Annotated in this window: 14 protein-coding genes and 1 pseudogene; 8 read left to right on the top strand and 7 right to left on the bottom strand. The window is 68.7% G+C overall.

The genetic code is table 11. The features are described from left to right. Window positions 1-43: 43 nt before the first annotated feature. A complete protein-coding gene (locus tag C5B85_RS16320; protein ID WP_104287065.1) occupies window positions 44-979 on the top strand; it encodes a DUF4031 domain-containing protein in 936 nt (311 codons plus the stop codon). 14 nt (window positions 980-993) lie between these two features. On the opposite strand, the gene C5B85_RS16315 is transcribed toward C5B85_RS16320, so the two are convergent. Then, complete coding sequence (locus C5B85_RS16315; RefSeq protein WP_104287064.1) at window positions 994-3,243, bottom strand: excinuclease ABC subunit UvrA; 2,250 nt, start codon at window positions 3,241-3,243, stop codon at window positions 994-996. A gap of 152 nt (window positions 3,244-3,395) precedes the next feature. Between C5B85_RS16315 and mgtE the strand changes: the two genes are divergently transcribed. Together mgtE and C5B85_RS16305 are read left to right on the top strand one after the other, a co-directional pair. Next, the gene (mgtE, locus tag C5B85_RS16310; RefSeq protein ID WP_104287063.1) at window positions 3,396-4,748 is read left to right on the top strand and encodes a magnesium transporter; all 1,353 of its coding nucleotides are present in this window, start codon (window positions 3,396-3,398) and stop codon (window positions 4,746-4,748) included. A 337-nt stretch (window positions 4,749-5,085) separates the two neighbouring features. After that, window positions 5,086-7,575, top strand: a complete 2,490-nt coding sequence (locus tag C5B85_RS16305; RefSeq protein WP_104287062.1) for a helix-turn-helix transcriptional regulator — start codon at window positions 5,086-5,088, stop codon at window positions 7,573-7,575. On the opposite strand, the gene C5B85_RS16300 is transcribed toward C5B85_RS16305, so the two are convergent. From C5B85_RS16300 to C5B85_RS16290, 3 genes are read right to left on the bottom strand one after another with little or no spacing between them, the layout of a single operon-like run. After that, on the bottom strand, window positions 7,572-8,588 hold the full coding sequence (locus tag C5B85_RS16300) for an NAD(P)-dependent oxidoreductase (RefSeq protein ID WP_104287061.1): 1,017 nt from the start codon (window positions 8,586-8,588) through the stop codon (window positions 7,572-7,574). The genes C5B85_RS16305 and C5B85_RS16300 overlap by 4 nt on opposite strands. Next, window positions 8,585-11,251, bottom strand: a complete 2,667-nt coding sequence (locus tag C5B85_RS16295; RefSeq protein WP_374953107.1) for an alpha/beta fold hydrolase — start codon at window positions 11,249-11,251, stop codon at window positions 8,585-8,587. Before C5B85_RS16295 ends, C5B85_RS16300 begins: the two co-directional genes overlap by 4 nt. Continuing rightward, window positions 11,248-12,270 (bottom strand): 3-oxoacyl-ACP synthase III, encoded by a 1,023-nt coding sequence (locus tag C5B85_RS16290; RefSeq protein WP_104287059.1) that lies wholly within the window; start codon window positions 12,268-12,270, stop codon window positions 11,248-11,250. The genes C5B85_RS16295 and C5B85_RS16290 overlap by 4 nt, the downstream gene beginning before the upstream one ends. Before the next feature lie 110 nt (window positions 12,271-12,380). Here C5B85_RS16290 and C5B85_RS16285 point away from each other — a divergent pair, with 110 nt between their 5' ends. Beyond that, entirely contained in the window at window positions 12,381-13,511 is a 1,131-nt protein-coding gene (locus C5B85_RS16285) for a hypothetical protein (protein WP_104287058.1), read from the top strand. A gap of 114 nt (window positions 13,512-13,625) precedes the next feature. Here the strand turns inward: C5B85_RS16285 and C5B85_RS16280 are convergent, their stop codons facing one another. Then, window positions 13,626-15,332 (bottom strand): sodium:proton antiporter, encoded by a 1,707-nt coding sequence (locus C5B85_RS16280; RefSeq protein WP_104287057.1) that lies wholly within the window; start codon window positions 15,330-15,332, stop codon window positions 13,626-13,628. Between the two features lie 191 nt (window positions 15,333-15,523). Here C5B85_RS16280 and C5B85_RS16275 point away from each other — a divergent pair, with 191 nt between their 5' ends. Together C5B85_RS16275 and C5B85_RS16270 are read left to right on the top strand one after the other, a co-directional pair. Beyond that, window positions 15,524-16,735 (top strand): LLM class flavin-dependent oxidoreductase, encoded by a 1,212-nt coding sequence (locus C5B85_RS16275; protein WP_104287056.1) that lies wholly within the window; start codon window positions 15,524-15,526, stop codon window positions 16,733-16,735. Further along, complete coding sequence (locus tag C5B85_RS16270; RefSeq protein WP_104287055.1) at window positions 16,732-18,138, top strand: NtaA/DmoA family FMN-dependent monooxygenase; 1,407 nt, start codon at window positions 16,732-16,734, stop codon at window positions 18,136-18,138. The genes C5B85_RS16275 and C5B85_RS16270 overlap by 4 nt, the downstream gene beginning before the upstream one ends. On the opposite strand, the gene C5B85_RS16265 is transcribed toward C5B85_RS16270, so the two are convergent. After that, window positions 18,093-19,553 carry an XRE family transcriptional regulator gene (locus C5B85_RS16265; RefSeq protein WP_104287054.1) on the bottom strand — a complete coding sequence of 487 codons (1,461 nt, stop codon included), beginning with the start codon at window positions 19,551-19,553 and terminating at the stop codon, window positions 18,093-18,095. The genes C5B85_RS16270 and C5B85_RS16265 overlap by 46 nt on opposite strands. Before the next feature lie 134 nt (window positions 19,554-19,687). Between C5B85_RS16265 and aceA the strand changes: the two are divergent. Next, a pseudogene (gene aceA / locus C5B85_RS16260) lies at window positions 19,688-21,002 on the top strand (isocitrate lyase). 76 nt (window positions 21,003-21,078) lie between these two features. Next, window positions 21,079-22,740: a malate synthase A gene (aceB, locus tag C5B85_RS16255; protein WP_104287076.1), complete on the top strand. Its 1,662-nt coding sequence runs from the start codon at window positions 21,079-21,081 to the stop codon at window positions 22,738-22,740. 59 nt (window positions 22,741-22,799) lie between these two features. On the opposite strand, the gene C5B85_RS16250 is transcribed toward aceB, so the two are convergent. Further along, on the bottom strand, window positions 22,800-23,498 hold the full coding sequence (locus C5B85_RS16250; protein WP_104287053.1) for a MarR family transcriptional regulator: 699 nt from the start codon (window positions 23,496-23,498) through the stop codon (window positions 22,800-22,802). Between the last annotated feature and the right edge of the window lie 31 nt (window positions 23,499-23,529).

Here is a 23,529-nt window from a genome sequence, read left to right as displayed (position 1 = left end):
GTGGCAAGGGTAGTCGCAGTCTCCCTCAACGTATTCTTCAGCAATGGTCATCCTGATCGATCCACCCGTCTGGCCCGCGCACGGCACGACCTTCTCGCACCTCGTCTCCGACTCCGCCGTCGACGAGCTGCACGAGTTCGCCGCCCGGGCGGGCATCCGCAGCCGGGCGTTCGACGTCGACCACTACGACGTACCGGCCGAGCAGTACGAAGCGCTCGTCGCCCTCGGGGCCGAGCCGGTCTCGGGCTCCGCGCTCGTGCGACGCCTCGTCGCCGGCGGCGTGCGAGTGCCCGCCAGGGACCGCCCAAAGCGCGCCCGTCTCACGCTGCAGCGCCGCTGGGACGAGCTCGGATTGGGCAACGATCGACAGTCGGCGGCGGATGCTCTCCGGGACGACCTGCTCGACGCCTGGTCTGCCCCCTCCCGCCACTATCACGACGCCACCCACCTGCTCTCAGTGCTCGACGCCATCGACACCATGCGCCTGCGTGCCGCCGAGCTCAGCGCCCCGCTGAGCGAGCGGGAGCTGCTCACGGCACGGCTGGCCGCCTGGTTCCACGACGCCGTCTACGAGGGTGCCGCTGGCGACGACGAGCGAGCGAGCGCCGCCCTCGCCGTCAAGCGGCTCGGCGCCCTGGGCTGCGACGCGGACCTCGTCGGCGACGTCGAGCGCCTCGTGCTGGCGACGATCAACCACGAAGTCCAGCAAGGCGATGCGGCGGGGGAGATCCTCATGGACGCGGACCTCGCCGTGCTCGCCAGGGCTGAAGACGGCTACGCGCGCTACGTCGCCCTTGTCCGCCGCGACTACGCACACGTGCCGGACGAGCACTGGCGTGTCGGCCGAGCCTCCGTGCTCAGGGCCCTGCTGAGGTCCCCGCGCCTCTTCGTCTCGCCCGCGGCACCCGAGGAATGGGAGCCGCGGGCGAGGCGCAACCTCGAGCGCGAGCTGACGGGTCTCGAGGCGAGCACGAGCTGACCAGCCGCCGTGAGCTACGCCCCCACGTAGCTCGCCAGGTGCTGACCCGTAAGGGTCGAGGCATCGGCGACCAGCTGCGCCGGAGTGCCTTCGAACACGACGGAACCCCCGTCGTGGCCCGCCCCGGGGCCGATATCGATGATCCAGTCGGCGTGAGCCATGACGGCCTGGTGGTGCTCGATGACGATGACCGACTTACCGGACTCGACAAGCCTGTCCAGCAGCGAGAGGAGTTGCCGCACGTCCGCGAGGTGCAGACCCGTCGTCGGCTCGTCGAGCACGTACACGCCGCCCTTCTCAGCCATGTGGATCGCGAGCTTGAGGCGCTGCCGCTCTCCACCGGACAGGGTCGTCAGGGGCTGGCCGAGGCCAAGGTAGCCGAGCCCGACGTCGACGAGGCGAGCGAGCACCTTGTTGGCAGGGCCCGTGGAGAAGAACTCGTGGGCCTCCGCGATCGACATCGAGAGCACCTCACTGATGTTCTTCCCGTCAAGTGTGTAGGCGAGCACCTCGGCCTGGAAGCGCTTGCCCTCGCACTCTTCGCAGACCGTGGAGACCGCGGCCATCATCGCGAGGTCGGTGAAGATCACGCCGAGGCCGTTGCACTTCGGGCAGGCGCCTGACGAGTTCGCGCTGAACAGGCCGGGCTTGACCCCGTTCGCCTTCGCGAAGGCGGCGCGGATCGCATCCAGCACCCCCGTGTAGGTGGCCGGCGTGCTCCGGCGGGAGCCGCGGATCGCCGTCTGGTCCACAACAACCACGTTCGCCGACTTCGGGACCGACCCGTGGATGAGGGAGCTCTTGCCGGAACCAGCGACGCCGGTCACGACCGTGAGCACCCCGAGCGGGATGTCGACGTCGACGTTCTTGAGGTTGTGACGCGTCGCACCGCGCACCTCGAGGCTCGACTTCGACGCGCGAGTCTCGGTCTTCAGAGAGACCCGGTCGTCCAGGTGCTTGCCGGTCAGCGTTCCCGAGGCCCGCAGGCCCTCCACGGTGCCCTCGAACATCAGCTCGCCGCCTCCCGAGCCCGCGCGAGGCCCGAGGTCGACGACGTGGTCGGCGATCGCGATCGTCTCCGGCTTGTGCTCCACGACCAGGACAGTGTTGCCCTTGTCACGCAGCCGCAGCAGGAGCTCGTTCATGCGCTGGATATCGTGCGGGTGGAGGCCGACTGTCGGCTCGTCGAACACGTACGTGATGTCCGTGAGGCTCGAACCGAGGTGGCGCACCATCTTCACGCGCTGCGCCTCACCGCCGGAGAGGCTGCCCGACTCGCGGTCGAGGCTGAGGTAGCCGAGGCCGATGTTCACGAGCGAGTCGAGCGTCTCCTGCAGCGTCGCAATCGCGGGCGCGACCTGCGGGTCCTGCACGCTCGACATGAAGACCGCGAGATCGCTGATCTGCATCGACGAGCAGTCGGCGATGTTCTTCCCGTCGATGCGGCAGGCGAGCGCCGCCTGGTTGAGCCGCGTTCCGAGGCAGTCAGGGCAGGCAGTGAAGGTGACGGCGCGGTCCATGAAGCCCCGGATCGCTGGCTGCACAGCCTCCGGGTCCTTCGACAGGATCGACTTCTGGATGCGAGGGACGAGACCCTCGTACGTCATGTTCATGTTGAGGGCCGGCACGTGGACCTTCGTGGCTTCCTTGTAGAGGAAGTCGTGCAGCTCCTCGTCGGAGTAGTCCCCGATCTTCTTGTCGCCGTCGAGGAACGGCGCCTCCGAGTAGCCGCGCACCATCCAGCCGTCGACCTTGTATCCCGGAATCGTGATCGCGCCCTCGTTGAGCGATTTCGAGCGGTCGAAGACCTCGTCGAGGTCCAGATCTGTGACTCGTCCGATCCCCTCGCAACGCGGGCACATGCCTTCGGCGAGGTTGAAGCTGAAGTGGCCAGCGGGCCCGGCGGACGGAGCCCCGAGCCGCGAAAAGATGATGCGCAGCATCGTGTGCGCGTCCGTGGCCGTCCCGACCGTGGAGCGCGCGTTCGAGCCCATGCGCTCCTGGTCGACGACGATGGACGCGCTCAGCCCTTCGAGCACCTCGACGTCTGGCCTCGCGAGGCTCGGCATGAACGACTGCACGAACGCCGTGTAGGTCTCGTTGATGAGGCGCTGGGACTCTGCCGCGATCGTGCCGAACACGAGGGAACTCTTCCCGGACCCGGACACACCGGTGAAGACGGTCAGCTTGCGCTTCGGGATGTCGACGTCGACGCCCTTGAGATTGTTTTCACGGGCACCGCGCACGCGGATGGTTTCATACATGCAGTGATCGTAGCGAGCAGGCGGGGCTTCGGGGCCAACGGGTGCGGCTCCACGTCGAGCGGGAGGAATTCGGCGTGAGCAGGCAGCGCTGGGGAGGGAGCCGATGCGGCGCGGGCCACGGGCCCGACGCCTGAATGTGCTTGCATTCCCTCATGCCCCATCTCCATTCCCTCGACGATCTCGTCGAGATCGTCAGCAGCGACCTCTCACGCGGTGACCTGAGCGGGGCCGCGACAGCCCTGTCTCGCGCCCCGGTGCCGGACGTCGCCGTCCTCCTGGAGAGGCTCCCGGCGCGCGACGCCGGGGTCGCCTTCCGGTTGCTGCCGAAAGACGAAGCCATGACGGTCTTCGAGCGGATGGACGCGCCCGCACAGCGTGAGGTCGTCACGCAGCTCTCCGATGCCGACGTCGCGAGCGTCTTCGCCGAGCTCGACCCCGACGACAGGGTCGCCCTCATGGACGAGCTGCCCGCGAAAATCGCGAAACGACTTGTTCAGGACCTGCCTGCGGACGAGCGCGGCGAGACCGCCGTGATCCTCGGCTACCCGGTCGGCTCCGTAGGCAGGCGCATGAGCCCTGACTACGTTCACGTCTACCCGCAGGAGCTTGTCAGGGTCGCGCTCGAGCGCATTCAGGAGCGGGGCGGTGACGCTGAGACGATTTACACCATCCCCGTCATCGATGACGGTCGGCACCTGCTGGGCGTCGTGAGCCTCCGGGAGCTCTTCTTCGCGTCCCCGGACGAGACAGTCCAAGACCACATGGCAACCGCCCTCTACGCACACGCTGATGACGACGCCGAGGTGACGGCGCGCACCCTCGTCGACCGAGGCGTGCTCGCGATGCCCATCGTGGACAGCGAGGACCGGCTCCTCGGTCTGCTTACCGGAGACGACGCCCAACGCGTGGTCGAGGCAGCACGCGACGAGGACGAGGCGCACGCGGGAGCCTCCGAGCCGTTGAGGCGCCCGTACTTGACGACTCCGGTTTTCGCGGTCGTGCGCTCCCGGATCGTCTGGCTCTTCGTGCTCGCCGTCTCCGCCATCCTGACGGTGAGCGTCCTCGAGCTGTTCGAGGCCACGCTTGAGCAGCAGGTGGCACTCGCGCTCTTCATCCCGCTCCTCACGGGCATCGGTGGCAACACCGGCTCCCAGGCCGCGACCACCGTCACGAGGGCCCTCGCCATGGGAGAGGTGCGACCCAGGAATGCGTGGCCGGTAGCGCTCAAGGAGCTTCGGACCGGGGTTGTGCTCGGCGTCACGCTCGGAGCCGTCGCCTTCGCCATCGCGACGACCTTCTACGGCGTCGGCATCGGCACGGTCATCGGCCTCACCTTGCTGTCGGTCTGCACGATCTCCGCGACCGTCGGCGGAGTCATGCCGCTTGTCGCGAAATCGATCCGCGTGGATCCCGCCGTGTTCTCGACACCCTTCATCTCGACGTTCTGCGACGCCACTGGACTCATCGTCTACTTCTCCATCGCGAAGTCGGTCCTCGGCATCTGACATGGATGCCATGTGGGGACACGTTCCAGGTTTCGGCGGAGACACGCCCGAGCGGCAGATTCCCTCAGCGGGGCCCTTCGCCCCAAATCCCCGGTGAATTTATGGTGTTTCCCGTGTCTCCTGGTCGGAAATAGGAGAAATCGGGCAGGAAAAGGCCCACCAAATCACTGGATCCGGTGAAGCGACCCGAATGTCGATGTGAACGTATACAACGCATTTGTCCCCAAAACCGTATCGTGGACTGCGGCGCGAGACTGCAGAGCGACTTTCGGTCTCGCGCAGGACTCTGGGGGGAGTCCGCAGCGCCTGGCGCTGAGAATCAGCAGGAGAGAGAACGATGTCCACCAGCACGCTCAACGGCGACCAACGTGCGGGAGAGCCGTGGCAACTCGTCGAGCGCGACCGGCTATCCAGCCTCGCGTTGGATGGGCACGCCTTCACATTCATCGTCGGCATGCCCGGCAGCGGACGGACCACGCTCCTGAGGCAGATTCAGGGCAAACTCGAGGCCGCGCGGGAGGCCTTCGTCTGGTGCGCCTCGCGATCAGAGCTCCAACGGGTCCTCACCGAACTCGCGGATGGCCGCCACCAACGTCTTTCGGTTCTGTTCGACGACGTCATCGTCGCCCAGGATGACCAACTCTGGGCGCAGGTCAGGCAGTCTGGCTTGTCGCCGAGCGGCCGCACCGATCCGAGCCACCAGAGCGTTGGCGTGCGTTTCTTCATCTCCTCGCTGTCCATGCCGGACTGGGCGTACACGCTCGGGCGCGACGGGGTCGTCATCCAGCCGAGAGAGCTCGCCTTCGACGCCTCCGAGATCGGAGAAGTCCTCGAGCGCAACGAGCCGGGCGCGCCGGCGGAGCTGCGCACCCAGCTCCTCGACGTGCTTGCCGGCCACCCGCTGACGACCCGTCTCGCCCTCGAGCGCTTCCGTTCCGGCGCCAACGCGGAAGGGTGGTCCATCGTGAGCGGCACCTCGAGCGCCGCGATGACCCTGCAGGAGCTTCGGCGTTTCGATCCAGCAGAGCTGGAACGGGTTGATGGCGTGCGGATGGTGCGTGCCATGAGCGTGTTGCGTCGCTTCTCGAGAGAGGACCTGCACCTGCTTGCCCCGGAGCTCACCGGCGACCACTGGTTCGACCAGCTCGCGTCGTCCCCGTACGGGACGACCGAGGTCAACCCGATCTCGCTCGATATCGAGTTTGTGTGGCACGCCGACACCTTCGGGCGCCTCAGCGCCGAGCGCTCGCCGCAGGAGGTCAGAGCCCTCGCCGCGCGTGCGGTCGCCGCGTTCCCCGGTGAGGGAAACGTCATGCAGAGGCTCTTCCTCGCCCTCCGCGCCCGGGCCTGGGGTGAAGTCGAGTCGATTGCCCAGCGTCACTTCAGGACCCTCTACGAGTACGCCCCGCGAGAGACCGTCGAAGAGATGCTGCAGGCACCGGCCAGCGTTCTCCCACGCCTCGTGAGCACGCACCTGCTCATCGCCCTCTTCCGCTGGCGCAGTTTCGGCGCGACGAGGGGTGTCCTCCACAGCCTGCGCGAGTCCAGCATCGCGACGACGCGGATCGCCGCGAGCGACCCCGTCGGGCTCTTCTCTCAGGTCACCAGGCACTCCCTGGCGACGTCCTTCGGCGGCGACCGGGCGGCTGCCGAGCGATGCCTGCGCGACGCGAAGGCCCTCATCCGCGACTCAGACGGCAAGCTCCTCGGGGCCCTCCACAGCTCGCCCATCGCCCGGGGAAGGTTCGCGGCCGACTGCCTCGTGCTGATCTGGTCGGCGACCCTCGCCGACGACCTGCCCTTCGCACTCGAACTCGCAGAAATAGCGGCGGAGCACGGCGAGAGCTACAACCGCACCGATCTCGACGCGCTGAGGCACATCGAGATCATCGGGGTCATCTGCGGCGTGCAGCAGACCGACGCGGAGAAGCTCACGGGGCGGAGCCTGCCGGGATTCGCGGACTGCTTCGACCTGCTCGACAATGGCGAGGAGGCGACCGCCCGAGACCTCGCGAGGCAACTGCGCGACCTTCCCCGCACCGTCCTCCCACACGACACCGGTGCGAGCGTTCGCATCCTGCTGGAGGCTCTCGTCGGCGATGAAGACCCCATCGCGGAGGTCGACGAGCTGCTCGAGCTGAGCGCGACGTCCTGGCGGGACGGCTTGCCTTCGACGCTGCTCACCCTGGCTGCGACGACCTTCTACCTCACGCGCGGCCAGAGCGTCCGAGCTCAGAAGGCAGCCGACTACTCCGGCGCGGAAGGTGACTGCTACGTCAGTCTCTCGCGCGCCCTCGTCGAGCTCGCCAACGGTCGCCCCGGCGAGGCACTCGTGCACGCCGAGGCCTCCCTCGCCGACGACAAGATCGCCCCGAGGTTCGCCTCCATCGGCCGCACGCTCGCGGCGCTCTCGATGCTCCGGCTCGGCAACCTCGACGCGGCTGCCAACCGCATCGCGACGATGGCGACGCAATGCCTCGACGATCGCAACGCGAGGTTCGCGCTTCGATTCGCGACCACAAGCGACGCCGTCCTCATGACCTCGATCAGCGACAAGCTCCCGAAGCGCATCGCGGATCTGCTTATCGTCTCGGCGCTCGATTCCCGACCGCTCTCGGACTCCACCGTCGGTGAGGAGCTCTCGAGCGCCGAGATCGAGGTGCTGCGCCTCGTGGGGAGGAACTGGACGAACGCCCAGATCGCGGCGCAGCGTTTCGTGTCAGTGCACACCGTGCGCGCGCAGCTGCGCAGCGTCTTCCGCAAACTCGGGGCGAGCGACCGTCGCTCCGCGGTGGTCGCAGCAGAGCGGCGCGGACTCCTCGACTAGCGGGAGCGCGAGCTGCTCGGTGCGCGAGTCCCTCGCGCGTCCGAGGCCGCCGCCGTGTGGTCGGCGAGCCGCTGCAGGCCCTCCTCGAGCGACACGGCCGGCACCCAGTCGAGGTCCTCGCGGGTCCGGCGTTGATCAAACCAGTGCGCCGTCGAGAGCTGCTCGGCGAGGAACCTCGTCATGGGTGGCTCGTCCCGGCCGGGGCGGATACGCCACACGGCCTCGATAAGGGATCCGGCCGCGCGCGCGAGGCCCGCGGGCACGCGAAAGCGGGGCGGCGGGGCGCCGCCGGCGCGGCAGATGCCCTCCATCAGTTCAGCCACCGTCCGTGGCTCGCCGTTCGTGACGACGTAGCTGTTGCCGTGAGCTACTGGCACCCGTCGAAGCGCCGCCGCTATTGCCGAGGCTGCGTTGTCCACGTAGCAGGAGTCGATGAGGGCCGCCCCGCGGCCGAGCAGCGGCAGGGTTCCCCTCGTGGCGCGGTCGAGGATGCGGGCGATGAGCTGCGTGTCGCCCGGTCCCCAGACGAGGTGGGGGCGCACCGCGACGACACCGAAGCCCGCGACGTCGGCCGCTAGCGCCAGGAGCTCCGCCTCTGCCTTCGTGCGCGCGTAGTTTCCGTGCGCGAGCTCGGGGCTCGCCGTGTCCGCGCCTGCCCCGTGGATGGCCGCACCGAAGTGAGCGACCGAGGGGGAGGAGACCATCACGAAGCGCGTGGCGCCAGCATCTCGAGCCGCAGCGAGCAGTCGCCTCGTGCCGGCGACGTTGACCGCCTCGAACTCGGACTCCTGGCCGCTCAGGGAAACCTTGGCCGCGAGGTGGACAACACCCTCTGCCCCCATGACGGCACGTGCGACGGCGCCCTCGTCGGTGATCGATCCGAGCGCGTCCGTGACGCCCTGGATTCCGCTCGCGCCGCGCTGCATCGTCGTGACCTCGTGGCCTTCGTCACGCAGCTGAATGGCGACGGCTCGTCCGAGCATGCCGCTCGCACCCGTGACGAGCACCCTCATGGGGCCGAGACCCGCTCCCCGGACAGCGCACGCTCAGCCCAGCTGGCGAGCGCGGACCGGTCGATCTTCGAGTTGTGCCTGATGTCGGTGGGGAGCTCCGGCACGATGAGGGCGGCCGCGAGCGGCTGGGTCGTGGAGGCGCGCAGAGCGTCGGCAAGCGCAGCCTCGGCGACGCGCACGCCGCGGGAGCGCTCGCGCGTCTCGAGCACGGCGACTGCTTGCGCCGTGCCAGCCGGGCCGACGCCGACGACGGCGGCGCGACGCACCCAGGGCAGCGTCTCGAGGTCCTGCTCGGTGCCGACGGGGGCGAGCGGGCCATCCACCGTCACGAAGACGTGGGGGAGCCGCCCCTCGACCCAGAGCCGGCCTTCGGCGTCGAGGTGTCCGACGTCGCCCGTGCGGTGCCAGCGGACCGGCACCTGTCCGTCCTCAGCCTGCAGCTCGCGCAGAGCGGCACGGTCCGTCATCGCGAGCCGGTCGTAGCGCTCCTTGAGGTGCGGGGCGCTGATGATGATCTCGCCGAGCACCCCGGGTTCGTCGGAGGGCGCCCCGGTCGCCGCGCCGGAGGTGTCGAGCGCGCTGACGCGGACGATGTTGCTGCCGATCGGGGTGCCGACGCACACGCCGTCGTCTGGCGCGAGCGCCGCGGACGAGATGCCGTCTCGGTCGATGTCCGTCACGAGCAGGCACTCGGTCATGCCGTATGGGGTGTGCGCTTCGGCGTTCGGCATGAGCGCGCACGCATCGTCGAGCAGCCTCGCACCGATCGGTGCGCCGGTCGAGAGGAACGTGTCGACCCGACCGAGCGCCTCGCGTTGCGAAGAATCGAGGGCGTCGCGCGTCGCGACGACGTTGAGGATCGCGGCGGGCGAGAGGAACACGATGCGCGCATCCGCTGCCACGACCGCCTCGGCGACGGCGGTCGCCGTGAGCGTGCGAGGGGAGGTCACGTCCATGTCCGGCGTCACGGAGCGCGTCCCGAGGGCGGGCCCGAGGAGGGCGAACGGGGCGAACCCCGTCACGAGGCCGGACTCTGCCGTCACACTGTACGTGTCACGGAGGGTGTCCCTGACCGCCTGGAGCTGGCGGTGCGTGTAGACGACGCCCTTGGCAGGCCCCGTCGAGCCAGACGTGAAGAGCACGGCCGCGAGGTCCTCTGGGCCCGGTGCCTCAGGCAGCACGGCCCCGCGGCCGAGGTTGGCGATCTCGGCAAGCGAGTGCGCAACGCCGAGCGCCGCACGGCTGCTCGCCGGGATGCTTGTCGCGCTGATGCGAAGTCCGGGCCAACCGAGCGCCTTCGCCGCCGTCAGGCCAGGAACCTGGCCGATGATGACATCCGGCCACGCGCCGCGGACGGCGCGCGAGAGTCCCTTGACGCCGAGGCCCGCATCCGCCACGACGACGACCGCCCCGATGCGAAGGCACGCGTAGACGATGGCGGTCAGCGTGACGCCGGGCGTGACGAGCAGAGAGACGCGGTCCCCTCGGCGCACGCCGACGGCACTCAGGCCAGCGGCGATCTCATCGACCCGCCCCGCGAGTTGTCGCCAGGAGACCTTGAGCGGCTGGCCGCCCGGCCCCCGACCCATCTCCAGCGCGGCCACGGCTTCATCGTCCCGGTGTTCGTCGAGCGCGGCCCACATCGGCGCGGACTTTCTTGTGCTGTCCTCCGCGCCGCGGAGCGCCGGCTGCTCGCGGCGGCGGGCGCTGCCAGCCGCCACGTCGTCGAGCCAGGCCAGAAGGTGCCCCGCGTACGGAACATCCTCTGCGATGAGGTGACCGGCGCCCTCGAAGCGGTGCACCTCCGCGTGGGGGAGCCGTCGCATGAGGTCGCCGAGGTAAAGGTCAGTGAAGATCGGGTCGCGCGGGCCCCAGAGGAGCAAGGCGGGGACGTCGAGCCCGGCCACACCCGAGGAGACGGCCTGGAGGGCGTCGTAGCTCTGCGTGTTCTCGTCGACAGGGATGTCGGCCACGAACTGCTCGATGCCCAGGCGCGAGGCGCGGTCGAGGTACGGAGACGAGTAGGCGGCCTTCACGTCAGCTGAGAGAGGCGGGTTCGCGAGGGCAAGCGTTGTCTTGAGGAACGCCGGGCTCGTCGACGTCGAGGCGCGCAGCACCGGACCGAAGCGCGCGAGGCGCAGCGCCGCCGGGATGGGCAGGTCGCTCGGCTGGTCGACGGCCGTGTTGAGGGAGGCGACCGCGGTGAGCAGCTCGGGGTGACGCACCGCCCAGCCGAAGGCGACGACGCCGCCCCAGTCGTGGCCAAGCGAGATCACGCTGCCACTGAGGGCAAGTTCATCGGTGAGCGCGCCGAGATCGAGGATGCGCTGCTCGAGCGTCCGGCGGAGATCTGATCGCTCCGAGAAGCCCATGTCGAGCTGGTCGACCGCGATGACCCGCCAGGCGGTGCCGCCGGCCTCGGCGGCCGCGAGCGACTCATTGACCAGCGAACGCCACAGGTAGGACCACGTCGGATTGCCATGGACCGCGAGGATCGTCCCGGTCGGTTCCACTCCGAGCTCGGCGAGGGCTGCCCCTGTATCGAGGATGTGCCAGCCGCGGCGCGAGCCGGCGTCATCGCCGACGCCCGGCGTCTCGACGATGCGGCTGAGCCGCTCCTGGAGGCCGGGCAATCCGGCGGGTGGGCGCTTGGCCGACCTCACCACTTGAGCTCCATCATGGCCGTGTTGAGGCCGGAGCCAACGCCCATGAGCAGCACGCGGTCATCGCGTTTCAGTGTCTTCGACTGCAGGTCGAGGGTGATCGGGATGGAGGCCGGCCCCACGTTCCCGAGCGTCGGGTACGTCGTCGGCACCCGCTTCGCGTCGAGCCCGACCGCTTTCACGATCGCGTTTGTATGCACACGCGAGACCTGGTGGGTGATGTAGTGGTCCATCGACGACCAGTTCCAGTCGGTCTGCGCCTCCTTCCAGGCGGAGACGACGAGGTCGAGGCCACCGCGCAGCAGGGCCTTGGCGTCGGTGAACATTCCCTGGACGCTGCCCACGCACAGCTCGTGGAACTGGGTTGCCGCCCGCGTCACGCCGCCGAGGATCTGGTGGCCCTCCGGATGCTCGTCGGTGCGGCCGAGCACCGCCGCCGCGGCACCTGAGCCGAGCGTGAGGCTCGCGAACTCGCTCATGAAGTCCTCGCGGCCGATGTCGTCGCGCAGCAGGCGGTTGATGGTGTTGACCTGGATCTCGTCGGCGTCCTCGCCGTTGACGATGATGGCGTAGCGGATCTGACCGGCCTCGATCATCTGCGCGGCGAGCGTCATGCCGTTCACGAAGCCGAGGCACGCGTTCGCGATGTCGAAGTTGACCGCAGAGCTCGGCATGCCGAGTCCGTGGTGCATACGCACGGCGACGGAGGGCTCGAGGTGCGTGCGGGTGACGGAGGTGTTGATGAGCAGACCGATGTCGCTTGCGTCGACTCCCGCTCGTCGCAGCGCTTCCTGGCCTGCGGCGACGGTCGCCTCAGTGAACGACTCGCCCTCCGCCCAGTTCCTTCGCTCCGTGACGCCTGCCACGCGCTCGAGAAGGTTGCCAGGGAGCTTCAGCCGCTTCAAGCCGGCGGCGAGCTTGCCTTCGATGTCCGACGAGGCCGTGGCCTTCGACGGGAGGTGGCTCGCGACCGACAGCAGCGAGACGTTGTGGAAGCGAGTAGTCGCGTTACCTGTCATAGATGTAATTTGCGTCCTGAGCCGTGCAAAGAGTGTGGAGGGGCGTAACCAGGTCAGTCTAGGCGCACCACGATGACCGAACTCTCAGGCCGGATCAATAGCGTGCAGAGATGTTGCCAAGTGATATTCCTACCCATGAAGATCTGCTTGAACTCACCGAGTACCGGGGCGAGGGCAGCGTCAGCATCGCCATCCCCGCCTCGAGCGCTCCGAGTGAGTCGGAGGCCCTGCGGCTGGAGCTGAGGGCGGCTGTGAGTCAGGCCGCCAAGGAGCTCGAGCAGCTCGGTCTCGACAAGTCTCGGATCGCGAAGACCCTCGATCCCGCGAAGCAGCTCGAATCCGATCCGGAGTTCTGGCGGGCCCAGTCCCGCTCCCTCGTCATCCTCGCCTCACCCGACCGCTTCCGCACCTTCCGCCTCGCCAATCGCCTCGGGCAGCACGTCGCCGTCGGCGATCGGTTCGATGTCGGCGCCCTCCTGCGCGCCACGACGTTCCCGAACTGCGGGTTCGTGCTCGGGCTCTCGCGCGGCGAGGTGACGCTCTTCGAGGTGCTCGCCGACGCCAAGCCGCGCCAGCTTCCCATCGAGGGTCTCCCGGATGACCTCCCGACGGTGCTCGAGCACACGACCACTGGAGGGCGATTTGATCGGCAGCGTGCGCAGGGGACAACCGGCGACCGCATCGGCCACGAGCGCTTCGCGCGCATCGTGCAGGAGCAGGTCATCCCGATCCTTCGCGAGTCCGGCGCCCCGCTCATCCTCGCGGCGACCGGCGACTTCGATACCGCCTACCGTGCCGTGAACGAGTACCCGGGGCTCCTCGAGCAGCGCATCGGCGCGCATCCAGGGTCGCTTGCAGCCGGCGAGCTCGACGCCAAGGCCAGGGGAATCCTCGACGACCACTACCGAGGTGAGATCAACACGTGGCGGGAGGAGTTCGGGACGAAGCGCAGCAACGGGCACGCGACGACATCGATCAACGACGTCGCGAAGGCCGCCTCGCAGGGCGCGATCGCCGAGCTCTATTTCGACATGGACTCGACGCTCGAGGGCGAGCTCGACGAGCACGGCAAGCTCACGCGCGCCGACGTTCCCGGGCCGCACACCTACGCGATCGTCGACGAGATCGCCGCGCGCGCCCTCAAGCACGGCGCCAAGGTGAGGGCCGTGAGGCGAGGAGACCTCGTCGACGGGGCCGAGGTCGCCGCAACGTTGCGCTACCCGCTCGAGGCGACGGCGTAGCAGGGCAGACACCGAGGAAGCGGGGGCGCGGGCTTAGAGGGAGCCTGAGCCCCGCTTCCGCGTGAGCGGGCTTCTTCCACCCGAGCGGGCTTCCTCGACGTGAGCGGCCTCGCGTCACGCGCCGCCGAAGCGCAGGGCCTCGGCGTCGAGACGGTGCTGCGCCTGCTCGATCGTCCGCGACGAGTAGGTGCCGGACGATCGCGCGTCGAGCAACGCGAGCTGCGCGTTGTCGAGCAGGATGCGCGTGAGTTCCCGCCGCTGGACGTGCGTGTCCTCGGCATGCTCGGCGAGGTCGACGGTGTTCGAGAGCACGCGTCCCATGCGTGAGGCGACGGCCTGCACGTGCTCGAGCACCTCCGAGTCGTACTCACCGCCGTCCGCCCGCCGCAGGTCTGGGTTCGCGAGGGACTCCTGCGCGACCTCGAACACCTCGTCGGCGAGGCTCGCGAGCTCCCGCGCGTCGGCGTCGGCGTCGGTGCCCGTCACTCCGAGCTTCCTGATGAGCAGCGGCAGAGTGCCGCCCTGCACGACAAGCGTCACGATGGCGACCGTGAAGGCGATCAGGACGAGCTGCGGCCTGTAGGGGAAGTCGGCCGGCAGCGACTGCGCCGCGGCGAGCGTGACGACGCCGCGCATCCCGGACCAGGCGAGCACTGCGCCGCCGCGCCAGCCGAGCCCTTCGTCACGATAGAAGGCGATGTCGGCGCTCGCTCGTTTCGCGCGGTCGACGAGCCGCGGCTTGGCGCCCTCGTGGCCAGGAGCCGTGACCCGCTTGAGGAACTGCTCGACCCTGGGCGCCACGAGCTCGGCTCGGCGCTGCTCGCTCCGGAGCGAGAGCACGAGCGGGATCATGAAGAGCACCCTGATGACAACAAGCGCGAGCGTCGCCAGCAGCCCGATACCAACCGCGTGCAGCAGCCCGATGCCGTCCGCGTCGCCGTCGACCGACTCGATGAGCGACGAGAGCTCGAAGCCCATGAGCAGGAACACGCCGTTCTCGAGCAGGAGCTGGGCCGTGCGCCAGTTCGTTCGTTCGCTCATGCGGTCCTGCGGACTGAAGCGGCTCGCGCTTGCATGGCCGGTGATGAGGCCGGCCACGACGACCGCGAGCACACCGGAGCCACCAACCTCCTCGGTCGGCACGTAGGCCAGGAACGGCACGGTGAAGGAGATCGCCGTCGTGAGCACGGCGCTGTCGAGCTTCGAACGGACGTAGACGGTAACCGCCCCCACGGCCGCCCCGAGCACAACCGCAAGCGTCACGGCGAGCACGAAGTCGCCGACCGCACCCCAGAACGACAGCGCGCCAGCCGTCGCCGCGATGGCGCTGCGCAGCATGACGAGGGCCGTCGCATCGTTGACGAGGCCCTCGCCCTCGAGCACCGTCACGAGGCGGGGCGGGAGCCCGAGGCGCTTACCGACGGCCGTCGCGGCCACCGCGTCAGGCGGGCTGATGACCGCGCCGAGGGCGATAGCCGCGGCGAGGTTCAGGTCGGGCAGGAGCGCGTACAGCAGCAAACCGCTACCGAATGCCGAGATGATGACCAGCAGCACGGAAAGGCCCGTGATGGAGCGCAGGTTGCGCCTGAAGTCGGTCAGCGGCACGTTCACGGCGGCCGAATAGAGGATCGGCGGGAGCACGATCGCGAGGATCAGCTCCGGCGGGAACTGGAAGTCGGGGACGCCAGGCAAGTAGCCGACGCCGATCCCCACGAGCACAAGCAGGATGGGCGCTGCCACCCCGAGCTTCGGGGCGATGGCGGCGACCGCAACGATGATGAGGATCGCTGCGACGCCGAAGACTGCGAGTTCGAGCTCCATGGAACAGCAGACTAATCGGCCAGCATCGTGAGGCGAACGCCCCCCGCGCGTCGCAATGTTGCACTCCATTTCGGCGGGTGACGTCGACGGGCCTCCCGCGCCGACGCTGCGCCATACGATCGGGCAACCCCCGAACGCTGCAGGCCTCTGCGCTCAGCAGAGTCCGGGCCCGATCCCGTGAGAGAGGCACCATGTCGAGACGCCAAAGCCCCGGACGGTTCACGATCGGACTCGCGCTCCAAGGCGCGGGCTGGCACCCAGCGGCCTGGACGGTCCTGCCGAGAGGCGACGGCGCCAGGCTCTCCGAGCTCGGCTACTGGCGAGACCTGGTCCAGCACGCCGAGCGAGCCGGCATCGATTACGTCACGTTCGAGGACGCCTTCCAGATCGAGGGGAGCGCCCCAGACTGGGAGGCCGCCCGCGAGCTGGCCGAGGTCTCGCTCGACGCGACCCTCCTCGCCGCGGCGCTCGCGCCGCAGACGAAGCGCATCGGACTCGTCCCCACGATCGGGCTCACCCACGCCGAGCCCTTCCACGCGGCCACGAGCATCCAGACTCTTGACCATGTCTCGCTCGGACGAGCCGGCCTGCGGGCGAAGCTCAGCGCGAGCGCGGCCGAAGCGGCGAGCTTCGGACGCAAGAGCTCCCTGGGCCTCGACGCGATCTTCGCGGAGGGGGCCGACTCGGTCGAGGTCATCCGCCGGCTCTGGGACAGCTGGGAGGATGACGCCGTCATCCGTGACGCCGACACCGGGCGGTTCATCGACGCCGACCGCCTGCACTACGCCGACTTCGAGGGTGAGCACTTCAGCGTCAAGGGCCCGTCGATCGTGCCGCGCTCGCCACAGGGGCAGTCTCCGGTCTTCGCCCTCGCGCAAACTGAGGAGTCCTTCGATTTCGCGGCACGGCAGGCCGACGTCGTCTTCGTCACCCCTGGCCGTTCGACGGTCGCCGAGCTGGTCGCAGCGATCAGGGAAGCAGAGCTGCGCGTCGGGCGCACGGGAGAGCCGCTGCGCATCGTCGCCGACCTCGAGATCTTCCTCGGCGACGAGGACGGCTCCACCGAAGAGCACTTCAGGGCCCTCGACGAGCGCGTCCGCGCGGATTCCGGGTACCGCAGCGACACGCGGGTCGTCGTTCGCTCGAACGTCACGACGGCCGAGCTCATCGCCAAGTACGCGGAAGCCGGCCTCGATGGTGTTCGCGTCCGTCCCCTCACGCACGGCGACGTCGCGGAGTTCGTCGACAGGGTGCGCCCGATGCTCGAGGCGCGCGGCATCGTATCGCCTCCCAACCCGCGCGAGAAGTCGCCGAGTCTGCGCAAGACGCTTGGGCTCGTTCCCCGCCCGGCGAACCGCTTCGCCACAGGAACATCCAACGCAAGAAAGGCGCAGCGCGCATGAGCGGAACCCCCCTCAAGCAGGTCCACCTCGCCGCACACTTCCCCGGCGTGAACAACACGACCATCTGGACGGACCCCGACGCGGGCAGTCAGATCGACCTCGCCTCGTTCCGCGCCTTCGCAGAGACGGCCGAGCGCGGCAGGTTCGACTACCTCTTCCTCGCCGAGGGCCTGCGGCTCCGCGAGCACAAGGGGCGAGTCCACGACCTGGACGTCGTCGGTCGCCCGAACACGCTGGTCATCCTCGCCGCTCTGGCAAGCCTGACTTCGCACATCGGCCTCGTGGGCACGCTCTCCTCCACGTTCAACGAACCCGCCGACCTTGCGCGTCAGCTCGCGACGCTCGACCACCTCTCCGAGGGCAGGGCCGGCTGGAACGTCGTCACCTCAAGCGACGCCTTCCACGGCCAGAACTTCCGCCGCGGCGGCTTCCTCGAGTACGCCGAGCGCTACGAGCGTGCGGAGGAGTTCGTGCGGCTCTCGAAGCGGCTCTGGGACTCGTGGGAGTCCGACGCGATCGCCGCGAACCCTGGCCGGGGCGAGTTCTTGCGCGCCGAGGGCGTGCACCGCGTCAACCACGTCGGCAAGCACTTCGATGTCGAGACCATCTCGAACGTCCCGCGCAGCCCGCAGCGCTACCCCGTGATCGTGCAGGCGGGCGACTCCCCGGCTGGACGCGACTTCGCCTCAGCGAACGCCGAGATCATCTTCTCGCTGCACGCCGCCTTCGAGGACGGCAAGCGCTTCTACGACGACGTCAAGGGGAGGCTGCCTGCCGTTGGCCGATCGCGAGACTCCCTCCTGATCATGCCGGCCGCGACCTTTGTTGTCGGCGACTCCGAGGCGGATGCTCGCGAGCGCTCGCGCGAGGAGGCGCTCGCCCAGGTCAGCCCGCAGACGGCCATCGCGATGCTCGAGCAGGTGTGGGGGAGGGACCTGTCAGGCATCGACCCGGACGGTCCGCTTCCCGACCTCGAGCCCGGCGACGAGCTCATCCGCGCCGGACAGGCCAACGACCTTTCGAAGCAGCGCGCGCAGATCTCGAAGTTCCGGGAGATCGCGGAGCGTGAATCGCTCAGCGTGCGCGAGCTCATGCTCAAGCTCAACACGAGGCACACCTTCGTCGGCACCGGCTCGCACATCGCCGACGAAATCTCCCGCTACGTGCAGGGCGGCGCCTCCGACGGCTTCGTGATCGTGCCGTCGCTCATCCCCAACGGCCTCGACCGCTTCGTGGACGAGGTCATCCCCGAGCTGCAGGAGCGTGGCGTGTACCGCGAGGACTACACGCCTGGCGCCACCCTGCGGGACACGCTCGGCCTGCCGGCAGACCCGCCGTCTGCCGAGGCACCCAGCGGTCAGCTGCTCGGTGCCGGCGGTGCCGGTGGTGCCTCCGGGGCGTGACGCTCGAGGAACTCGTACACCTCGACCTCATCGACTCCGGGGAACGCCCCTGTCGGCATCGCCGCGTGCAGTGAGGTGTGCATGCGCGCGTTCGGGAACGACGCGCCAGCCCACCGCGCCGTGAGCGTCTCGGACGGGCGCCTGCAGCAGTCTCCGTTCGGGCACGTCGACGTGTGCCTGCGCGTCGTCTCTCGTCCCGAGAACCATTTCGAGTGTTCGAACGCGGTGCCGACGCTCACCGAGAAGGTGCCGCGCGGGGTGGTCTGGATGTGGGAGGTGCACCAGTAGGTGCCGACCGGCTTGTCGGTGTACTGGTGATACGGGCTGAAGCGGTCTTCGACGTCGAAGACGCGCCTCGCGCTCCACTGCCTGCACACGAACTGGCCCTCGACGGCCCCGAGCGCGTCGGTGGGGAAGGTGACGCTGTCGTTCTCGTAGGCCTTCGAGATGACGCCGGACTCGCTGACCTTGAGGAAGTGGACCGGGATGCCGAGGTGGTGCGTGCTGAGGTTCGTGAAGCGGTGCGCTGCGGTCTCGTAGCTCACGCCGTAGGCGTCTCGCAGGTCCTCGACCGAGAGCGCGCGGCGCTCCTTCGCTCCAGCCATGAGCTTGGCCGCACCCTGTTCCGGGATGAGCATGGCACCCGTGAAGTAGTTCGTCTCGACCCGCTGGAGCAGGAACTCCGCGTAGTCGCGGGGCGCCTCGTGGCCGAGCACGTAGCTCGAGATGGTCTGCAGGATGATCGAACGCGGGTCCGCGTCCGGCGACTGTGCGAGGGGCACGTAGATCCGGCCGTGCCTCCGGTCGACCACGGAGCGCGTGGAGACGGGGAGGTCTCGCACGTAGTGCAGCGTGAGCCCCAGGTGTGCGGCGATGTCGGCTGCCGTGCGCTGCGACAGCGGGCCGTCCTCGTGGCCGACGCTCGCGAGCAGCGCTCCCGCTCGCTCCTCGAGCTCCGCGTAGTAGTTGTCACGTTCTCGCATGGCGAGGCGGAGCTCCGTGTTCGCCCGCCTTGCTTCTTCCGGCGTCGCCGCCCGCTCCGAGTCGATCCTCGCGAGCTCGCGGTAGAGCGACAGGATCGTCTCGATCGCCTCGTCGCTGAGTGCGCGTCGGATGGGAAGCGGTTCGAGGCCGAGGGCAAGCGCGATCCTCCCCGCCTGCACGCGCTCGAGCTCCACCTCGAGGGTCGCCCGTTTCGAGAGCGGCGCGTCGGAGAGCAGTTCGTCGACCGTCACACCGAACAGTCGTGCGAACGCCTGGAGCTCTGAGAGCCGCACCTCGCGCTTTCCCGTCTCGATCGCGGAGACCTGAGACGGCGCGCGCTCGATGGCGGTGCCGAGTGCCTCGAGGGTGAGGCCCCGCTCCTGTCGGATCGAGCGGATGCGTCGGCCGAGGGTCAGAACGTCGATGTCCATGCTGGCCACCGTGCCACACGCATCCTTCTGCACGCTAGAAGAATTAGCAGATTTCTAGCGACTATCTCCAGATTCGGCGGCTGATTCGGCACAGGATCAACACATCCCCAGTTTTTCGAGCAAAGGAGCTCAGCATGAACACGACGACCCACCAGGCAGCCGAGTCGGCGCAGGCGAAGGCGGCGGCGGCGATCGAGACGGCCTGGAAGACCGAGGCACGCTGGAGCGGCATCACCCGCGACTTCTCCGCAGAGGACGTCGTCGCGCTGCGTGGAAGCGTCGTCGAGGAGCAGACGCTCGCAAGGCGTGGAGCCGAGCGCCTGTGGGACATGGTCACCGAAGACGACGGGAGCTGGGTCGCAGCTCTCGGTGCCCTCACCGGCAACCAGGCCGTGCAGCAGGTGCGGGCCGGCCTGAAGGCCATCTACCTCTCGGGATGGCAGGTCGCGGCAGATGCGAACGTCTCCGGCCAGACCTACCCGGACCAGAGCCTTTACCCGGCGAACTCCGTCCCCGTCGTTGTGCGCCGCATCAACAACGCCCTCCTGCGAGCAGACCAGATCGAGACGGCCGAGGCTGGCGCGCCGAGCCGCGACTGGCTCGCGCCCATCGTCGCCGACGCCGAGGCCGGCTTCGGTGGCCCGCTGAACGCCTACGAGCTCATGACCTCCATGATTCAGGCGGGGGCCGCGGGCGTGCACTGGGAGGACCAGCTCGCCAGCGAGAAGAAGTGCGGGCACATGGGAGGCAAAGTGCTCGTGCCGACCCAGCAGCACATCCGCACCCTCAACGCCGCGCGCCTCGCGGCCGACGTCGCCGGACGTGCCCAGCATTATCATCGCAAGAACCGACTCTCTGGCCGCTAACCTCATCACGAGCGACGTCGACGAGCGCGACCGGGCGTTCCTGACGGGGGAGCGCACCGCCGAGGGCTTCTACGAGACGAAGCCGGGCATCGAGACCGTCCTCGCACGCGGCCACGCCTACGCGCCGTTCGCCGACCTGCTCTGGGTCGAGAGCGGCGAGCCCGATCTCGAGCTGGCCCGGACCTTCGCCGAGAGCATCCACGCGGAGTTCCCTGGCAAGAAGCTGGCCTACAACTGCTCGCCATCGTTCAACTGGAAGCGCCACCTCGACGACGCGCAGATCGCGGCGTTCCAACGCGAGCTCGCGGCGATGGGGTACACGTTCCAGTTCATCACCCTCGCCGGGTTCCACGCCCTCAACCACTCCATGTACACGCTCGCCCGCGACTACAGCGCCCGCCACATGAGCGCCTACGTCGACCTGCAGGAGGCCGAGTTCGCGAGCGAGGCCGACGGCTACACCGCCACCAGGCACCAGCGCGAGGTCGGGACCGGCTACTTCGATCGCCTCTCCTCGAGCCTCAACCCGAGCAGCTCGACCCTCGCGCTCGTGGGCTCCACCGAGTCCGAGCAGTTCTCCTGACACCGTGACCGAACAGACCGTGACCGAACAGACCGTGACCGAACAGACCTTGACTGAGCAGACAGGAATCACCACCATGAACAGCACGCCAGAGCCACGACTCAAGGTCACGGGACCCACCGGCGACCGCTTCGACGAGATCCTCACGCGGGAAGCCCTCGATTTCGTCCTCCGACTCCACGACCAGTTCGCCGGGAGGCGACACGAGCGCCTGCTCGCCAGGATGGACGGCCGGAAAGCCGTCGAGAACGGTCGCGACTTCCGCTTCCTGAGCGAGACGGCCGCCATCAGGGAGGACCGCAACTGGCGCGTCGCGGGGGCAGGCCCCGGCCTCGAGGATCGACGCATCGAGATCACGGGCCCCACCGACCGCAAGATGACGATCAACGCACTCAACTCGGGCGCCAACGCCTGGCTGGCCGACCTCGAGGACGCCACGAGCCCCACCTGGCAGAACATCGTCGGTGGCCAGGTCTCCCTGCTCGACGCTGTCAGGGAGCGCATCGAATACACGAGCCCAGAAGGAAAGGAGTACACGGTCACGGCAGAGGCGACCCCGACGATCATCGTGCGGCCGCGGGGCTGGCACCTCGTCGAGAAGCACCTGAGCTACACCGACCGTTCCGGCCAGCAGAGGCCAGCCTCAGGCTCCCTTGTTGATTTTGGGCTCTACTTCTTCCACAACGCGAGTGAGCTCATCACCCGGGGCCGCGGTCCGTACTTCTACCTGCCCAAGCTGGAGAATCACCTCGAAGCGCGCCTCTGGGACGACGTCTTCACCTTCTCGGAGCGGGCGCTCGGTATCGACCACGGCACGATCAGGGCAACCGTGCTCATCGAGACGCTGCCGGCCGCCTTCGAGATGGACGAGATCCTGTACGAGCTGCGCGAGCACTGCGCCGGTCTCAACGCAGGGAGATGGGACTACATCTTCAGCTTCATCAAGCACTACCGCTCGCGTGGCCCTCAGTACGTCTTCCCCAACCGGGACAGGATCACCATGACGGTCCCGTTCATGCGTGCCTACACGGAGCTGCTTGTGCGGACCTGCCACGCACGCGGCGCGCACGCCATCGGCGGCATGAGCGCCTTCATCCCCAATTCGCGCGAGCCGGAGGTCACGGCTCGCGCGCTCGAGAAGGTGCGGGCCGATAAGTCGAGGGAAGCTGCCGACGGCTTCGACGGCTCGTGGGTTGCGCATCCCGGTCTCATCGACGTCGCCCGCGCCGAGTTCGACGCCGTGCTCGGCGGCCGGGCGAACCAGCTCGATCGTGACCGCTCGGACGTCGAGGTGACGGCGGCTCAACTACTTGACGTCCGCTCGCTCGAGAAGCACGTGACCGACGAGGGGGTGCGCGCCAACGTGTCGGTCGCGCTGCGCTACATCGAGAGCTGGCTTCGGGGCGTCGGCGCGGTCGCGATCGACAACCTCATGGAGGATGCGGCGACGGCGGAGATCTCGCGATCGCAGCTCTGGCAGTGGATCGCTCAGGAGACCGTCACGGACTCGGGCACCAAGGTGACGCGAGGTCTCGTCGCCTCACTGCTCGAGGGTGTGCTCAGCGACGCGCCGAGGTTCGAGGGGAACCGCCTCGACGCCGCGGCGGAGATCTTGCGACGCGTGTCGCTCGAGGACGAGTTCCCGACCTTCCTGACGATCCCCGCCTACGCGCATCACCTCTGCGAGCGGCCCGTGGCACGCAGCGTGGCGCGCGAGGCCCACCTCGCAGCCGCCTAGGAGTGTCAGACACGCCCTCGTCGTCCGAGCTGCTGACGGTCGGGTCCCGTACCTGGCCGTCAGCGCTCGAGCGGCGAGAGTCCGCGTGCGTCGAGGGCGGCCTCGAGGATGCCGACGGCGCGAGGTCCGACGCCGTGGAGAGCAAGCAGGTGCTCCCGGCTGGCCCCCGCGACGTCGGCGAGATTCAGCTGCCCTGCCTCGGCAAGCGCGCGCGTCGCGGGGGCTCCGATGCCGAGGCGTGCCAGCGGCTCGGCGTCGCCAGGCGAGGCCGCGGAGGCGACTCGGTGCACGCCGAAGCGGTCCTCGGGGTCGATCCTGCCGAGCAGCTTCTGCGAGATCCGGCCGAGCGTGCTGAACTCCTCGGGCGTGAGCGCGTCGACGATGAGCTCACGCACCTTCGCGACATGGCCCGGCGCCGTCTCCTCGAGGAAGGACATGCCGGCGTCGCTGAGCTTCGCGATCTTTGCTCTTCGGTCGCCAGGGTGGCTCATTCGCTCGACGTACCCGCGCTGCTCGAGGCCGAGGACAACTCTCGAGAGTCGAGGCAGCGTGGCGTTGGTGCGCGTCGCGAGGTCGGTCATGCGCAGGCTCCGACCGGGCGACTCCGAGAGCACCGCCATCACGAGATACTCGTAGTGCGTGATGCCGGCGTCGTTGCCGAGTTGCGTGTCGAGCGCGCCGGGGAGGAGCTCGACGACCCCGATGAAGTGCAGCCAGGAGTGCTGCTCGTCTGCGGACAGCCATCTCGGTTCGGTCATGACTCCATTCTCACGACTTTTACTTGTAGAT

This window comes from Pseudoclavibacter sp. AY1F1, assembly GCF_002931075.1.
Lineage (GTDB): Bacteria > Actinomycetota > Actinomycetes > Actinomycetales > Microbacteriaceae > Pseudoclavibacter.
Note: the sequence above shows the minus strand (reverse complement) of the source record. Positions and strands in the feature narration are given on the sequence as shown.

Bases quoted from the DNA above. Each gene is read 5' to 3' on its own strand.
- C5B85_RS16320 (WP_104287065.1), top strand. From the start codon at position 44: ATGGTCATCCTGATCGATCCACCCGTCTGGCCCGCGCACGGCACGACC.
- C5B85_RS16315 (WP_104287064.1), bottom strand. From the start codon at position 3,243: ATGTATGAAACCATCCGCGTGCGCGGTGCCCGTGAAAACAATCTCAAG.
- mgtE (WP_104287063.1), top strand. From the start codon at position 3,396: ATGCCCCATCTCCATTCCCTCGACGATCTCGTCGAGATCGTCAGCAGC.
- C5B85_RS16305 (WP_104287062.1), top strand. From the start codon at position 5,086: ATGTCCACCAGCACGCTCAACGGCGACCAACGTGCGGGAGAGCCGTGG.
- C5B85_RS16300 (WP_104287061.1), bottom strand. From the start codon at position 8,588: ATGAGGGTGCTCGTCACGGGTGCGAGCGGCATGCTCGGACGAGCCGTC.
- C5B85_RS16290 (WP_104287059.1), bottom strand. From the start codon at position 12,270: ATGACAGGTAACGCGACTACTCGCTTCCACAACGTCTCGCTGCTGTCG.
- C5B85_RS16285 (WP_104287058.1), top strand. From the start codon at position 12,381: ATGTTGCCAAGTGATATTCCTACCCATGAAGATCTGCTTGAACTCACC.
- C5B85_RS16280 (WP_104287057.1), bottom strand. From the start codon at position 15,332: ATGGAGCTCGAACTCGCAGTCTTCGGCGTCGCAGCGATCCTCATCATC.
- C5B85_RS16275 (WP_104287056.1), top strand. From the start codon at position 15,524: ATGTCGAGACGCCAAAGCCCCGGACGGTTCACGATCGGACTCGCGCTC.
- C5B85_RS16270 (WP_104287055.1), top strand. From the start codon at position 16,732: ATGAGCGGAACCCCCCTCAAGCAGGTCCACCTCGCCGCACACTTCCCC.
- C5B85_RS16265 (WP_104287054.1), bottom strand. From the start codon at position 19,553: ATGGACATCGACGTTCTGACCCTCGGCCGACGCATCCGCTCGATCCGA.
- aceB (WP_104287076.1), top strand. From the start codon at position 21,079: ATGAACAGCACGCCAGAGCCACGACTCAAGGTCACGGGACCCACCGGC.
- C5B85_RS16250 (WP_104287053.1), bottom strand. From the start codon at position 23,498: ATGACCGAACCGAGATGGCTGTCCGCAGACGAGCAGCACTCCTGGCTG.